This window comes from Bacillus sp. JJ1474 (assembly GCF_036965225.1).
In the GTDB taxonomy this organism is placed as follows: domain Bacteria; phylum Bacillota; class Bacilli; order Bacillales; family Cytobacillaceae; genus Cytobacillus.
Window position 1 is genome coordinate 3,219 of sequence record NZ_JBALPC010000161.1, and the last position, 13,955, is coordinate 17,173.

Genomic DNA, 13,955 nt, shown 5'->3' on the forward strand with positions numbered 1-13,955 from the left:
ATTGAATAATTAAAAATATTAATATTCATACGGTTAAGGCTGTATTTTCCCCGCTAAATAGGAAACATTATACTTGGCAGTCAAAGACAGGAGGGAAAAAATGAATAAGCAGCGTGCAAAACAAATATCAGAATCACCAGAGATACATAAAGTTACGTATAACGGCAAGCAAGTTTATATTCAGCATGTAAATGAAGATGATACCGCAAGAATTTACCCCCTGGATGATCCAGCAAATGAGCAGGATGTGTCTTTGTCTCAATTAAAGGAATAACCAACACAAAAGGCGCTATCCTGATTACTTTTCTAAAGCAGGAATGCGCCTCATTTAAAATATAATATTAATTTCAGCCTTTTCGATTTAATGATTTCATATCTTAATCCCAAACAAACCTTTCCCCACAAAAAGGAATAAACATTAGCTTTGTTTTCCCAAGCTCAATGACGTCATATGGTTTCAGTTCGTCAGCTGTTATGACCTCTTCGTCATTTAAATAGACAAGTCCCCGTGATTCACCAGGGTACACTCGGAACTGACGTTTTTTTGGACTAAAGCTGACAATGGCATGATTCTCTCTAGAAATTGCTTCATCCCCTGCAATACAAATATCCATTTTATCAGATCGGCCGATAAAGTTTCGTTCACTTCTTATCCGAAAATCCTTGCCTTTATCAGGTCCCTCTACACACACTAACCAACCAACTACTGGATCAATCCCCATTTGCTTGCGGAAAACAGCTACCGTTTTTCCATCCTGTTGGTTAGGTGGAACAGGGGTATTTCGAATATCATTTCGTATCTTGGCTACGGTCTTGCCTAATTCAGCATTTTCATTTGGGATCTTTGCCTGAGTTTTGGAAGGGTCATTTCCAGCAGGCTGCCTCATCGGCATTGTCATCCCAAGATTTAAATCAATATTGACCCCACAATGAGGACATAAACTATGTTTGGCTTCATCATAATAATGACCATTTATACACCTTTTCACGATCCTATCCCCCTTCTACCTCAGTTGCGGAAATAAGCCACTTAAAAATGCCGTCTGAACGAATAAAGCTATGAATTAATGTGCTTTTCGCCTCGGAATTTTGCGTACCGTCCGTGTAAGTCAAGGTTTGAACTACTTTTGCTTTTGCAGTCTCTCCTTGTATCTCTAAAACTTCAATACTTTCAATTGTTGCTTGGATCTCGTCATAGGTTTCAAAGAAACTAGTAATGCTCTGCTTTGTAAGGCCTGCTGAACTTGGATCAATGGTACTTAAATAGGTCTCTACATCCTCATCCTCAAACGCAAACCCATTAGCGTAAATGGTGATTTCGATTTCCAAATCATCAGAGTAAACGTCTGTTCCTTGGTTATTATACATATCTTCAATCTTTTCCATATCGGGATGTGTCAGATTATTCTCTTTAAAATATTTAAAATCTGCTAAAACAAAATCCTTAAACGATTTATTTTCCAAAATTATTTCATCTTGATGTGAAGAATAAAGGGCTAATGCCGCATTAAATTGATTAGAAAATAAATAGGCATGGGCAAGATTCGCTTTAAACTCAATATTGCCCGGATCGAGCTCGAGCGCCACTTCTGCTGATTCGATCGCATCGTCAGACATTTTATTTAATAATTGAATATAGGACAACATCCCGTAAGAGTTTGCTAACTCAACATAATCATCTTGAAAAACAGGATCATCTTCAAGCAATTCCTCTAGTATATCCACACTTTCCTCTATATCTTTAAGTGCATATTCGTAATAACCTAAATTACTTTTGATAAGAGAAATATTTCTATATAATACGCCTATCGAATATAGGGCATCAAAATCATATTCATTCACTTCATAAAGAACCTTTGCCATATCCCTAGCTTGAATATAATGTCTTAGCGCATCCTCCTGTTCATTTTTCATATCTAGGTTATAGCCTTTATCCCAATATTCATTTACAATTGAAAGCTTCTTAATTTTTATGGTTTCTTCATCGACTGGCAGATCTATTCCCTTACTAACTTCTAGGTGGACTAAATCGTTTTCATTTACCTTTTGGTCGGGGTTAATAGATTGCTTTATTACCCATCCTTTTTCGAGGAATAAACTTTCAACATAAGTGACATTACCGAACTTTAATCCTTCTTTTGCTAATAGTTCCTTTGCTTCTTCCTCGCGGATATCCATAATATTTGGAACAGTTACTTGTTTGGTAACGGGTTTAGGTGCTTCCTGAGTTTTATTGACGGCTACTGGGGCATCCTTCGTTTTCACTATTTCTTTTCCCGCTTTTGCACCGAATAGGATGGTTGCAGCAAAAATACCAGCAAACAAAAGGATCGCAACCGCCGCTCCTCCGCCAATCCAAACCCATTTTGAAATTCCCGTTTTCTTTGCCGATTCTTGATGCTGGGAAACTGTCGCCTTCGTTACCTGCTTAACTGGTCCTTTACTATTGATTTCATTCGTTTTATTCGAAACGGGCGCTGATTCATGTAAATTCTCAAGCAGCTCCTGCTGAAATTCTTCCATTGACTGGAAGCGGTCTGTTGACTTTACAGATAATGCCTTCATCAGTGCGGCTTCTGCTTTTGCCGGAATATCAATACCAAGCTTAGATGGTGGAATGATAGCATCCTCTTCTAACCGATCAAGAGATTCAGGTGGTACATGACCAGCAATGGCGCGATAAAATGTAGCAGCCGTTGCATATACATCTGTCCAAGGTCCTTGTTTTCCTTTACTTCGGTATTGTTCTTCTGGTGCATATCCAGGCTTTAATATAACGGAAATGCTTTTACTAAATTCTGTTATGGCGTGGCGAGCCGCTCCAAAATCCAGTACTTTAACTTGACCTTCGGCGGTAATGTAAATATTATCCGGACTAATATCCCGATGAAGTGTCTCTGACCGGTGAACCTCCCTTAATGCATCCATAACAGGCATCATGATCATAAGGGCAGTTTGATAATGGACTTTTCCTCCCTGCATTTCTAGGTATTGCTTGAAATCGACACCTTCTAAATAGTACATAACTAAATAGGCGGTTCCATTCTCTCTAAAGAAATCCCGTACTCCAACAATTCCAGGATGATTATTATATTGAGCCAAAGTTTTTGCCTCATCTAAAAACTTATTCAAGCCATGCTCAAAATGAGAATTAAGACTGCCTGAGAATACGGATACCATCGTATGCCCAGGAGATCTTGTTGCAAAATCCCGAGGCATATATTCTTTAATGGCAAGCTTCATATCGAGATTTAAATCCCATGCTAAATACGTTATGCCAAAACCTCCATGTCCAAGAACTCTCCCCAAAAGGTATTTCTCATGCAGAATCGTTCCAGGCGGTAAATGCTGTGGTGCTTCTGCGGCCGACTCTGTAACCCAGCCACAGTGGGGGCATATATGATCGGATCCCTTATCTCCCATACACCCTAAACAAAGATGATTAATATCCGCCATCCCTTCACCTCATTCTGACAAATTATTCACTTACAAACACAGCAATGGCGCTGTAATTATCATTGTTTTCGAGAGTACGCCCCTTTAGATTAATCTCCATTAATTGAAGCCAGTCTGAAGGAGTTGAACATATTAGCCTAGTATTCTCCATTTCTTCTTCTGTGATATATTCCCAAAACCCATCAGAACATAGCAAGAAGGAATCCCCAGGATAAACGGTTATTTCATTTTCAGGAAAAGTTGCTTTGACAGCTCCTTCTGACCCTAACACTCGAAATAACCGGTTCCGATCCTCGTGAAAGCGAATTTGGTCGGCTGTTATTTCTCCTGCATTGACAAGAGCTTGGCATACACTATGATCCTTTGTTTGTACCATTACCTTTCCATTCCTGATCATATATAGACGGGAATCTCCTACATGTGCCCATGTGGCAAAACTATTTTTACATAATAGGACAACGACGGTCGTTCTCATTGGTTTTGCATTTGTTTCTAATAGTAGATGTTTGCGGATAACCTTTTGTGTTTGTTCAATGCCTTCCTTTAGCCATTGAATATCATTTCTCATCTGGGATTCTTGTAAAATAGTTTCTACCGCAAGTCTTGATGCAACCTCCCCAGCCTGATATCCGCCAAGTCCGTCAGCAACTACCCAGCATCCACCGTTTTCCAACTCATTAAAACCAATGAAATCTTGGTTAACTTCCCTTCCGCCTTTATTTGATATTGAAGCTGAGCTATACTGCATTATTTAATCTCCCAGCTTACTTCAAACATATTTTCCTTCGAGGTTAAATAAAAGCGATCACCTGAACGCAATTGAGTTATTTTCCCTTGGGGAATCCGTTCACCTGATACAAGATATGTCCCATTAGAACTGTGATCCTCAATCATGAACGTCTGATTATAATGATCATATCGGATCGTACAATGCTTCCTGCTAATCTCTTCAGAATTATGAGGATAAACAAACTGGCATTGCTTTGCATCCCGTCCAATTGATAAATGAGTCCCATTTAATTCAATTGTTTGGCCGGCAAAATAACCAGAAAGTCCCTTTAATTTTGGCACTGAACTTGGAGAGGAAGGTATAATAGGAACAGAAGGTGCTGCTTTTCCAGGTTTATTTCCTTTTTTCCTTGTCATTAAAATGATCACGACAATGATAATAAATAAGAAAAGTAAACCTGCTGCAGCTATTCCGATTATCCACCATATAGCTGTAGATTTTTCTTCAGTATCGTCAACTATTACTTCGACAATCGGATTACTGGCAGTTAAATAGTTAATTCCTCTAGATTCTAGCATTGGAATCAATTCTTCGATTTGGACGGCTCCATTTATCCCAGAAGCACTAGTAACTCCAAATGTATTAATCCCGATTACTTGACCATTTACATTTAGGAGCGGACCACCAGAATTTCCAGGATTAATATTGACGTCAATTTGCAAGATTCCCCTGCCGCCTTGGGTAGATATTTTACTGATAATTCCTTTCGTGATCGTTACATCATTAGGTTCACCAGATGGAGTATCATCGATTAAATCTGCATCTCCAGGGAAGCCTAAGGCATATACCTCTTGGCTTGCTTTTACCTCATCACTCTTTCCTAACTCCATAGGAGGCCGTTTAAATAGATCCTGCGACAATTCTAATATAGCCAAGTCCTTAATTTTGTCATAAGCGATAACAGTCGCTTCAATTTGGTCCTCCTTTGAAAGGAGAATCGTGACACCATTTAAATTTGGTTCTACAACATGATAGTTAGTGACGATATGACGGACAGGCTCTGAATTGCCAACAGCAAAGCCAGTTCCTGTATATAAGCCTCCATCTGAACCATAGCAAAGAATCCTTACTACACTGTTTCTAAGCTCATCGATCGATCTAGATTCCGCAATTGCTGCATGAGAATAGAAAAACAGTATAACAATGGAACATAGGAAAGTAATTAAAGTCCTATGAAAGGAGCTATTCCGCTTATTCATTTTTGGCATTTCCATCCCCTCTTCCCTTTAAATCTGTCCTAAAGTCAAAATGGCTACGGTCGCATTATCTTGATGAGGCTTTTGTTTCTTTAGCACCAACTCAATTAATCTATCTGCTGCTTCTTGTGTTAATAAGGAACTGCATACATCCATCATCTCCTCATTTGAAACAGATCCATAAAGACCATCGCTGCAGAGGATAATGGAGTTCCCCCTTTCTAGCGGAATCGGGTCTAATGAAACATCGAGCTCCTCGATTTCCTCTAAACCTAGAAAACTCGTTAAACTTTCTCTTTGAGGATCATTTTCTGCCTCCTGCCGGGAGATTTGACCAGAAGCTGCTTTTTCCTCCAGCTCTTTAGCATAAATATGATCCGTAGTCAGCTGCTTTACAGTATGATTTTGGTACAAATAAATTCGGCTATCTCCAACAGATAACCAGTACAATTGATTCTTGAAAACAACGGCAGCAATTAGTGTTGTCCCGACTCCTCTTTCTAACCCATTTTGTTTGGCAAATGCTTTAACAGATTTATTCGCCTCTTGAACTGCAGATACTAATTTGTCCGGTATAGAATCTATTTCATTGGATTCCTGATAATGTTTGACAAAAGTTTGTACTGCAAGGAAACTAGCTTCCTTTCCACCTATAAATCCACCCATTCCATCAGCTAAAACCGCGAGAACTCCATACTTATTCATGAATGGCTGATCATGAATATCTGTGAACGCAAATGAATCCTGCTGCTCAGAGCGGCTTCCGATATGCTGGGCATTACCAGGAATAACGATAAAAGGTAAATTTGTTTTTGTTATGGGATCAGGTATAGTTGCTATTTGACGCTTCTTTAAAGCTTTAATATGAATAGGCAAATATATAGTCAAAACTAAAATACCCAATATAATAAGGTACCCCCACCATGGCAAGCTTTTAAGTATGTTTTTTACATTTGGAAAATCTTTTGAAACGGTATTCATAGTAGCTGTGAAAAAAACTAGCATCATGTTTAAAGCACCTTCAATCTAAAATAGATTTTGTAAATACAAAGGACGAATTATACTATGTGTATAGGACATGACACTAAGTACCATTAAACTGCTGGCTATTGATAAGCTAATTGATAAAAAGTGATTCTCAAGACGCCTAAATAATAGATAAAAGAATAATGAAATCCATATAAAAAGTGTACTGATAATTAACAATTGAAGGATCGCAAAAGATACAAGGGAATGGAAAGCCAGGTTAACAAAAGCTCCTGCTAATGAGAGGGGAATAAACATTTCACGGATATTTTTTATGATAGGGATGGCCTTTTTTTCCGAAGAATAATTAGAAATAATAGGGATAAGAAAAAAAGGTAACGTACTTCCAAATAAGATTCCAGTTGTGACACGAATAAAGTTATTTGTTGAATAAACACCTAAGTAAGATCCGAACCCGTCAACTACTAATGGCAATAGGAGAATTAATAGGAAAAAGCTATTTTTTTTATTAGGAATGGTTATATTCTTATACCTTTTCAGCACAGTGATAAACATGAGCGAACTAAAAATGCCCAGATGAATTCCTGTATCTCGAGCACAGACAGGTAAGTAATGCCCCTCCATCTGGAATGAACGTACAGGAAGCTGATGACAGATGGCTTTTCCTATGAAGAACGTGAATTTTTCTATACTTGAGAACATATACAACCCCCATTTTGAAGGAAGGGGCTGACCTTTTTGAGAAGATACTATTAAGGAAAGGGTGGTTGAATGCAAGATTTTAAGGGGTCAGCCTTACATATAATTAATAGGTGTAAAATGCTGGCAGCATGGAAAATGCAGATAATGCAAACCAGCATACACAGCTAAGAACAATCGAAATGATACTTATGAGCAAACATTTTTTTCCGACACTTTTTTTGTCAAAATCTTGATCATTCATCCAAACAATTCCTAAAATAATCCCCACGATCGGAATAAAAAAAGAAAGCAGGTAAAATAAAACCCTTTGCCCTCCGGACACTTTATTCACCTCCACGTATTTCTACATTTGGATTTCAATGCTAAAAGTCCTAGTCATATATATGTAAAAAATAGAATAATATTGCTTTTCCAACTTTAAGAATTAAGGTGAAACTTCAATTAGTGAGGTTTTTCCAAAGAAAAGGTGTAGCGGTGCCGACTGACGAATTAGCGGAGTTTACATATTTTTTGAGAAGAAGGGGATTTTATTAGTATCTAAATATAGGGAGATTTGCTTTATGGATTTCAAGATATTAAAGTCAATCAATCAGCTTTCTGGCCGCTGTTATCCAATTGATCTGCTTATGATATTGATATCAAATAGAATTCGTTATTTGTTTATTTTAATTTTGATTTTTATGTGGTTTAGAAATTATTCCAACAAAATTGCATCTCGTAATGCACTGATATCTGCAGGGATTTCATTGTTATTGAACATGTTAATTAAGCTGTTTTATTTTAAACAACGTCCATTTGTAAAACGCAGAGTTGGAATTCTTATTCCCGCCAAATTGGATTCATCTTTTCCCAGCAAACATACCTTGCTAGTGTTCGCAATTTCAACTTCAATTTTTCTTTATGAACGTTTCATTGGTTCAATCATGTGGATTTTATCTATTTTGACGGGCCTCTCTCGAATTTGGGTTGGGCATCATTATCCTTCCGATATTATTGGAAGTGCCCTCTTAGGTACTTTAATGAGTATCCTTATTGATAAAACTGCTCGTTGTGTAAATTTCTTTGCTCGTCCATAGTTTATTTCGATTTTGAATATGAAAATGCCCACAGTAAAGTGGGCATTTTCATTGAATAGGAATACTATTTGTTAGTTAAATTATCAGGTGCTAATTCTTTTGCAAACTCTGCTAAAGCCGCTTTAGGAATTTGCCCCTTAAAAGGGGTTTGCATCGTATTCATAACATTTTGAAGTGGGTTATTCATATTTTTATTGCGATTTCTATTTAATCCGTATGCTGCAGCACTTGCTCCTAGACCCAGTAATGTTGCCCAAATTATTCCGCGGTTACTTCGTTTTCTGCCAAATGCATTTTGTAATATCCTTGTATTTAAAAGCGCTATCATCCATTTATTCAAATCCAAGCACTTCCTCTATAAAAAATTGAAAAGCAATTTGCGGCTTTCCACTTTTAATATGTTCTATAAGAGGAATGTCGATGCTGGTAATAGTATGAAAAATTTATAGAAGGATTTTCAAACTATTTAGATGTTAGCACAATTTACTTGCCTATCGCTTCAGCAACATCATAAAGAGAAAGGTCAATTTCTAATGGTTGGCCAAGGGCAAGCTTTGCTAGTTCAGCACCCAAATAAGGTCCTACAGTTAAACCTGATGCGCCAAGGCCATTAGCAATTAATATTCCCTTATAATTCGGCAATGCCCCTATCACTGGAAGAAATCCAGGTGTGAACGGCCGAAAGCCAACCCTAGTTTCAAGCACCTCACTATTGCTTAAACCTGGGGCAACGGCAATTGCTTTGCTAAATATTTCATTTTGTCCGCCTGCTGTTACCCGGAGGTCAAAGCCTTTGTCATCCTCATGTGTGGCTCCAATCACCACTCTGCCTCCATCAAATGCTAAGATATATTGGTTATTTGGTGGCATGATGACGGGCCATTCACTCGTATCTGATTTTGCCAAATGGAGATGAATGATTTGCGCTTTTTGGGGAGAAACTAAAAAGTTTACACCAAGAGGCTGCATTAATTCTTTAGCCCACGCACCTGCCGTTACGATAACGTGATCTGCGAGAAATGTTTCCCCATTCACCGTTACTCCAGTCACTATTTTTTCATTAAATTGTATGACTGCATTTCCATGCATATACAAAGCTCCGTGCTTTTTAGCAGCATTTATTAAGGATTGGCAGAGCGCTCTGCCATTTACCCTTGCTGCACCGCTTATATATAATGAAGAATACTCCCCTGCCAAAGGAGGAAATCGCTTATTTGTTTCATCAGGAGATAATTTTGTAATTTCTCCTATTTCTGGTGCGCTCTCAAGACGTTTGAACGCTCTTTCCTCCATTTTTTCTAGTTTATCTTCGTCTGTATGGATGCTAATGGCTCCTACCTTTTTATAGCCAGTTTCGGTTTCCCCATCTGCTTCCAATTGTTTTATTAGAGAAGGATAATATTTTGCCCCGTTCTTAGCCAGCTTGTACCATGCTTGATTTCGTCTTTGTGAAAGCCAAGGGCAAACAATTCCTGCTGCAGCATCGGTGGCTTGTCCGCGGTCTTGGCGATCAACCAATATGACTTCTGCACCTGCTTTTGCGAGATGGTAGGCAGTGGATGAACCTAAAATGCCTGCCCCTATGACAATATATGATTTCATTGAATATGCCCCTTTTTCGTTAAAAGTATTTCCCTCGTTCACGAATCCATTATTTATTATACCTTTATTTTCTATGGGACAGAACCTTAATGGATATGGGAATGAGTATCTCTCTTTTTGCATCCTAAAAAAAACCACAATGCGTATACTAATCCATTTAATTGGAAAAATATACTTAAGAATTTATGGGAGGCTCATTTATCTTGGTTAAGCTGAAAAATAGGAAAAAATTATTTGACTTTATAAAAGAGAAATTACCGGAGCCTTCCATTGACCAATCTGAAAAATTAAGTCCTGACCTTTCAGCAAATGAAAGTGCCTTAAAAGAGATTTTTCAAAATTGTTCAGATTTTGTCCTGCGACCTATTTATGTGTTCAATGAAATAAAAATATTACTTGTTTACATTGATGGTTTAATTGATACCAAAAGTCTGGAAGAGGTTTTTCTAAAGCCTTTAATGTTTGAAGGCCCACCTAAAGGTTCGGCTGAGCCTCAATCAATAGGAAAAGTGATCGAACAACAGTTATTTTCAAGTGCACAGGTAAAAAATGTATCCACTCTTAAGGATCTTGTTGACGAGGTTTTAAAGGCGAATGTTGGCGTTATTGTAGATGGAGAAACAAAAGGATTAATTGCTGATTTGAAAGGCTTTGAAAAAAGAGGAATCGAAGAACCGCAGACAGAGGTAGTTATTCGTGGCCCAAGGGATGGATTTACAGAAACAATAAGGACAAACACCTCCCTTATCCGCAGGAGAATTAGAAGTCCAAAGCTTAAATTCGAGCCGTTTACTTTGGGAGAATATTCTAAGACTGATATCGCGATTGCTTATATTGAGGGGATTGCCCCAGACTCTTTAATTGAAGAAGCACGGAAAAGGATAGAGCGAATTCAAATTGATGGAATATTAGATTCTGAGTTTATTGAAGAATTTATTGAAGACTTCCCTTTTTCTCCATTCCCGCAAATCCAAAATACGGAGAGACCAGATGTCGTAACTGCAAATCTGTTAGAAGGACGAGTGGCCATTTTTGTTGATAACACCCCATTTGTACTCATCATTCCAATGACATTTTGGGCAGGCATGCAGGCAACTGAAGACTATTACGAACGCTTTATTTATACAACCTTTATTCGAATTATTCGCTTTATTTTATTAAATATTTCTCAATTCCTACCTTCCATCTATGTAGCCCTGACAACCTATCATCCTGGATTAATACCGACTACTTTGCTCATAAGTGTTGCAGCTGCAAGAGAAGGAGTGCCATTCCCTGCCATTATTGAAGCCTTAATTATGGAATTGGTTTTTGAAGGACTTCGTGAAGCGGGTATTCGGCTTCCAAAGCCAGTCGGTTCAGCGGTCAGTATTGTTGGGGCGCTCGTCATCGGTCAGGCAGCCGTACAGGCAGGTATTGTTTCCTCCCCGATGGTAATCGTTGTAGCAACGACAGGAATTGCCTCTTTTGCCATTCCTCGCTACAATTTCGGAACTGCTTTTCGGATGATCCGGTTTGCCTTATTAATTTTGTCAGGAATTTTCGGTTTATATGGGGTTGTATTGGGATTAATTGCGATTACAATTCATCTCGTAACTCTCCGTTCCTTCGGTGTTCCTTATTTTAGTCCTTTTGCTCCACAGATTTTTTCAGGCTTGAAGGATGTAATTATCAGGGTGCCTAAATGGGCTTATAATTATCGACCGCCATTTACGAGCGGTGTGAATAAAATGCGAATTCCATTTGGACAAAGACCAAATCCTGGTCAAGGCAGGGAAGAAAAATGATCAAAAAATGCATAATCATAATTCATATTTGCATGTTCTTAGTTCTCACCACCGGCTGCTGGGATCGCAAGGAATTAAACGAAAGGGCTATATGGCTCGCAACAGGATGGGATCTCGGAAAGAAAAAAAACATTCAGCTTAGCGGCCAAATCGTCATCCCTTCCAATATGCAATCTCAAAGTGGCAGCAGTGCGGGCGGAAATGAGTCTTTTACAATATCGGCAGAAGGAAAAAATGTTAACGATGCTACACAAGTTATGCAGGAAAAGCTATCAAGACAAGCCTTCGTAGGTCATAGAAGTGTTATATTTTTTGGGGAGGAATTTGCCAAGTTAGGAGTCAAGCATCAACTGGATGCACTTACCCGTGGATCTGATGTAAGTTTACGGACGGATATATTTGTCGTCAAAGAGGCCACAGCACTAGAAGCACTCAATATTTCTGATCCACTAGAAAAGCCTCCTGCTGTTGCTGCCATTAAAGGGCATGAGGAATACGGAGGAAGAGGTGACATTGCTTTAGTAAACTTTTTAATTGCAGCTATCAGCGATGGTATTCGACCATCTCTTCCAGTTATAGAGCTCACAAAAGTTCAAACGGGAAAATCTTCAGGTGGAGAAAGTTCTTCAAATGATGTTTTGAAAATAGGAGGTTTAGCTGTTTTTAATAAAGACATAAAATTAGTTGGCTATTTAAATAATGTGGAAAACAGGGCCTTTCTTTGGATTAAAGGAGTGTTAAGAAAAATAACTATTACCAATCCATATGAAGATGGGAATGCAAGTCTAATCTTAACTAAAATAAATAGTGAAATTGTAACAAAATTGGGAAGAGACAATAAAATAAAAATTACTGTGAAATTGACTGGGGAAGGAGCCATTCTCGAAAACAATACACATTTAGATCTAAATGAACCGAAAAATGTTCATAAGATGAGAAAGGTATTTGAAAAGACAGAAGAAAAAAGAGCACTTAAAACGATAAAGAAAGTCCAACATAAATACGGTCAGGATATTTTTGGATTTGGTGAAGAAATTCATAAAAAATATCCTCGTCAATGGAAGGAGTTAAGCAAGGATTGGGATAGGCATTTTTCAGAAGCTGAAATTATAGTAACAACAAATTTTGAAATCAAGCGGATTGGCATGACTGGCCCATCTATCTTGCTAAAAGAAAGTGAGATTCATAAATGAAAATTACTGGTTTGCAAATTTTTTGGATAATATTCACCTTTCAAACAGGCAATATGCTTCTACTGGCAGTGAATCCAACGATCATTGATGCAAAACAAGATGCATGGATTTCCGCGATTATCAGCATAATATTAGGCATCGTGATTGTTTTGATAGCTACAAGGGTAGCACTGTTTTATCCAAAACAAACCTTGATTGAATTCTGTAAACAAATTTTGGGCAAATGGATTGGGACAACTATTGTCTTATGTTATTTTATTCAATGGTATTCGGTTATTGGTAATATTCTAGGGGAGTTTGCACAGTTTACCATTACCATCCTATTACCTAGTACCCCATCGTGGTCGCTTATTGTAACGATGCTGATTGTCATTATTTACGTCACCAATATTGGAGGAATTGAAGGAATCGCACGCTGCAGTGAAGTATTTGGGCCTCTCGTTCTTCTCATGGTAACTGGACTAGTTTTTTTTACGATACCCAATTTTGATATTCAGAAAATATTACCCATTTATTCTGACACCGGATTTATCCAAATCATAAAAGGGTCCTTATCCCCACTTTCATTTCTTGGCGAGTCTGTTATTATGATGATGCTTGTTGCTTTTATGGATGAACCAAAGAAAGGTCCATCCAGGGCAGTATGGGGGATCATCATCTCTGGTTTCTTCGTGAGCACGGCGACAATCAGTGTATTGATGGTATTCGGCCCTCACATCTCGCAAAAACTATTGTTCCCAGCTATAGATATGGTCCGCTTTATTTCCATTATGAAATTTATTCAAAATTTGGAGATTGTTGCGGTTCTAATTTGGATTCTAAGTGTTTTTATTAAGCTATCTGTATACTTTTTTGCGGCAAGCTATGGAACAGCGCAATTACTAAAAATAAAGGATTGGAAAAAGGCCATTTGGTTTGTCGCAATCGTGACATTTGTTTTAGCGATTTTTCAGCCAACCATTACGTTATTTGGGGCCGAATATGTAAAAAAATATTGGGTGAAGTATGCATTACCGATAAATATGGTTGGAATCCCTATATTGCTGTTAATCGTTGGAGGAATCCGAAAACGTTTTGCTCCTGCCAATAAGGCATCTTAATTTTTTTCTGAAAAGCGCTGATGATCTTGCAAATCAGCGCTTTCTTGAACTCTTTGATAAAAATGC

General features: G+C 38.1%; 14 protein-coding genes. 5 read left to right on the forward strand and 9 right to left on the reverse strand.

Annotated features, from left to right (window positions below; translation table 11 throughout):
* Positions 1 to 100 precede the first annotated feature (100 nt).
* Entirely contained in the window at positions 101 to 274 is a 174-nt protein-coding gene (locus V7164_RS18245; RefSeq protein WP_335354816.1) for an H-type small acid-soluble spore protein, read from the forward strand.
* Between the two features lie 103 nt (positions 275 to 377).
* On the opposite strand, the gene V7164_RS18250 is transcribed toward V7164_RS18245, so the two are convergent.
* The 7 genes from V7164_RS18250 to V7164_RS18280 form a co-directional block, all read right to left on the reverse strand.
* Positions 378 to 989, reverse strand: coding sequence for an FHA domain-containing protein (locus V7164_RS18250; RefSeq protein ID WP_335354817.1), 612 nt, complete (start codon positions 987 to 989; stop codon positions 378 to 380).
* A 4-nt stretch (positions 990 to 993) separates the two neighbouring features.
* The gene (locus V7164_RS18255; protein WP_335354818.1) at positions 994 to 3,456 is read right to left on the reverse strand and encodes a protein kinase domain-containing protein; all 2,463 of its coding nucleotides are present in this window, start codon (positions 3,454 to 3,456) and stop codon (positions 994 to 996) included.
* A gap of 22 nt (positions 3,457 to 3,478) precedes the next feature.
* On the reverse strand, positions 3,479 to 4,204 hold the full coding sequence (locus tag V7164_RS18260; RefSeq protein ID WP_335354819.1) for a PP2C family protein-serine/threonine phosphatase: 726 nt from the start codon (positions 4,202 to 4,204) through the stop codon (positions 3,479 to 3,481).
* Positions 4,204 to 5,454, reverse strand: coding sequence for a trypsin-like peptidase domain-containing protein (locus V7164_RS18265; protein WP_335354820.1), 1,251 nt, complete (start codon positions 5,452 to 5,454; stop codon positions 4,204 to 4,206). The genes V7164_RS18260 and V7164_RS18265 overlap by 1 nt, the downstream gene beginning before the upstream one ends.
* 18 nt (positions 5,455 to 5,472) lie before the next feature.
* Positions 5,473 to 6,450: a PP2C family protein-serine/threonine phosphatase gene (locus V7164_RS18270; RefSeq protein WP_335354821.1), complete on the reverse strand. Its 978-nt coding sequence runs from the start codon at positions 6,448 to 6,450 to the stop codon at positions 5,473 to 5,475.
* A gap of 18 nt (positions 6,451 to 6,468) precedes the next feature.
* Positions 6,469 to 7,131, reverse strand: coding sequence for a DUF2085 domain-containing protein (locus V7164_RS18275; protein WP_335354822.1), 663 nt, complete (start codon positions 7,129 to 7,131; stop codon positions 6,469 to 6,471).
* 103 nt (positions 7,132 to 7,234) lie between these two features.
* A complete protein-coding gene (locus V7164_RS18280; RefSeq protein WP_335348501.1) occupies positions 7,235 to 7,453 on the reverse strand; it encodes a hypothetical protein in 219 nt (72 codons plus the stop codon).
* A 238-nt stretch (positions 7,454 to 7,691) separates the two neighbouring features.
* Between V7164_RS18280 and V7164_RS18285 the strand changes: the two genes are divergently transcribed.
* On the forward strand, positions 7,692 to 8,207 hold the full coding sequence (locus V7164_RS18285) for an undecaprenyl-diphosphatase (protein WP_335354823.1): 516 nt from the start codon (positions 7,692 to 7,694) through the stop codon (positions 8,205 to 8,207).
* A gap of 64 nt (positions 8,208 to 8,271) precedes the next feature.
* Here the strand turns inward: V7164_RS18285 and V7164_RS18290 are convergent, their stop codons facing one another.
* Both V7164_RS18290 and V7164_RS18295 read right to left on the reverse strand, forming a co-directional pair.
* Entirely contained in the window at positions 8,272 to 8,547 is a 276-nt protein-coding gene (locus V7164_RS18290) for a hypothetical protein (protein ID WP_335354824.1), read from the reverse strand.
* A gap of 143 nt (positions 8,548 to 8,690) precedes the next feature.
* Positions 8,691 to 9,809: an NAD(P)/FAD-dependent oxidoreductase gene (locus V7164_RS18295; protein WP_335354825.1), complete on the reverse strand. Its 1,119-nt coding sequence runs from the start codon at positions 9,807 to 9,809 to the stop codon at positions 8,691 to 8,693.
* A 203-nt stretch (positions 9,810 to 10,012) separates the two neighbouring features.
* Between V7164_RS18295 and V7164_RS18300 the strand changes: the two genes are divergently transcribed.
* The 3 genes from V7164_RS18300 to V7164_RS18310 are packed head-to-tail and all read left to right on the forward strand — an operon-like array spanning position 10,013 to position 13,889.
* Entirely contained in the window at positions 10,013 to 11,596 is a 1,584-nt protein-coding gene (locus V7164_RS18300) for a spore germination protein (RefSeq protein WP_335354826.1), read from the forward strand.
* Positions 11,593 to 12,789, forward strand: a complete 1,197-nt coding sequence (locus tag V7164_RS18305; protein ID WP_335354827.1) for a Ger(x)C family spore germination protein — start codon at positions 11,593 to 11,595, stop codon at positions 12,787 to 12,789. The genes V7164_RS18300 and V7164_RS18305 overlap by 4 nt, the downstream gene beginning before the upstream one ends.
* Positions 12,786 to 13,889, forward strand: coding sequence for a GerAB/ArcD/ProY family transporter (locus V7164_RS18310; RefSeq protein WP_335344086.1), 1,104 nt, complete (start codon positions 12,786 to 12,788; stop codon positions 13,887 to 13,889). Before V7164_RS18305 ends, V7164_RS18310 begins: the two co-directional genes overlap by 4 nt.
* The last annotated feature ends 66 nt before the right edge of the window (positions 13,890 to 13,955 follow it).

Excerpts from the sequence above, each read along its gene's own strand:
- V7164_RS18245 (WP_335354816.1), top strand. The coding sequence starts at position 101 with ATGAATAAGCAGCGTGCAAAACAAATATCAGAATCACCAGAGATACAT.
- V7164_RS18255 (WP_335354818.1), bottom strand. The coding sequence starts at position 3,456 with ATGGCGGATATTAATCATCTTTGTTTAGGGTGTATGGGAGATAAGGGA.
- V7164_RS18260 (WP_335354819.1), bottom strand. The coding sequence starts at position 4,204 with ATGCAGTATAGCTCAGCTTCAATATCAAATAAAGGCGGAAGGGAAGTT.
- V7164_RS18265 (WP_335354820.1), bottom strand. The coding sequence starts at position 5,454 with ATGCCAAAAATGAATAAGCGGAATAGCTCCTTTCATAGGACTTTAATT.
- V7164_RS18270 (WP_335354821.1), bottom strand. The coding sequence starts at position 6,450 with ATGATGCTAGTTTTTTTCACAGCTACTATGAATACCGTTTCAAAAGAT.
- V7164_RS18275 (WP_335354822.1), bottom strand. The coding sequence starts at position 7,131 with ATGTTCTCAAGTATAGAAAAATTCACGTTCTTCATAGGAAAAGCCATC.
- V7164_RS18285 (WP_335354823.1), top strand. The coding sequence starts at position 7,692 with ATGGATTTCAAGATATTAAAGTCAATCAATCAGCTTTCTGGCCGCTGT.
- V7164_RS18295 (WP_335354825.1), bottom strand. The coding sequence starts at position 9,809 with ATGAAATCATATATTGTCATAGGGGCAGGCATTTTAGGTTCATCCACT.
- V7164_RS18305 (WP_335354827.1), top strand. The coding sequence starts at position 11,593 with ATGATCAAAAAATGCATAATCATAATTCATATTTGCATGTTCTTAGTT.
- V7164_RS18310 (WP_335344086.1), top strand. The coding sequence starts at position 12,786 with ATGAAAATTACTGGTTTGCAAATTTTTTGGATAATATTCACCTTTCAA.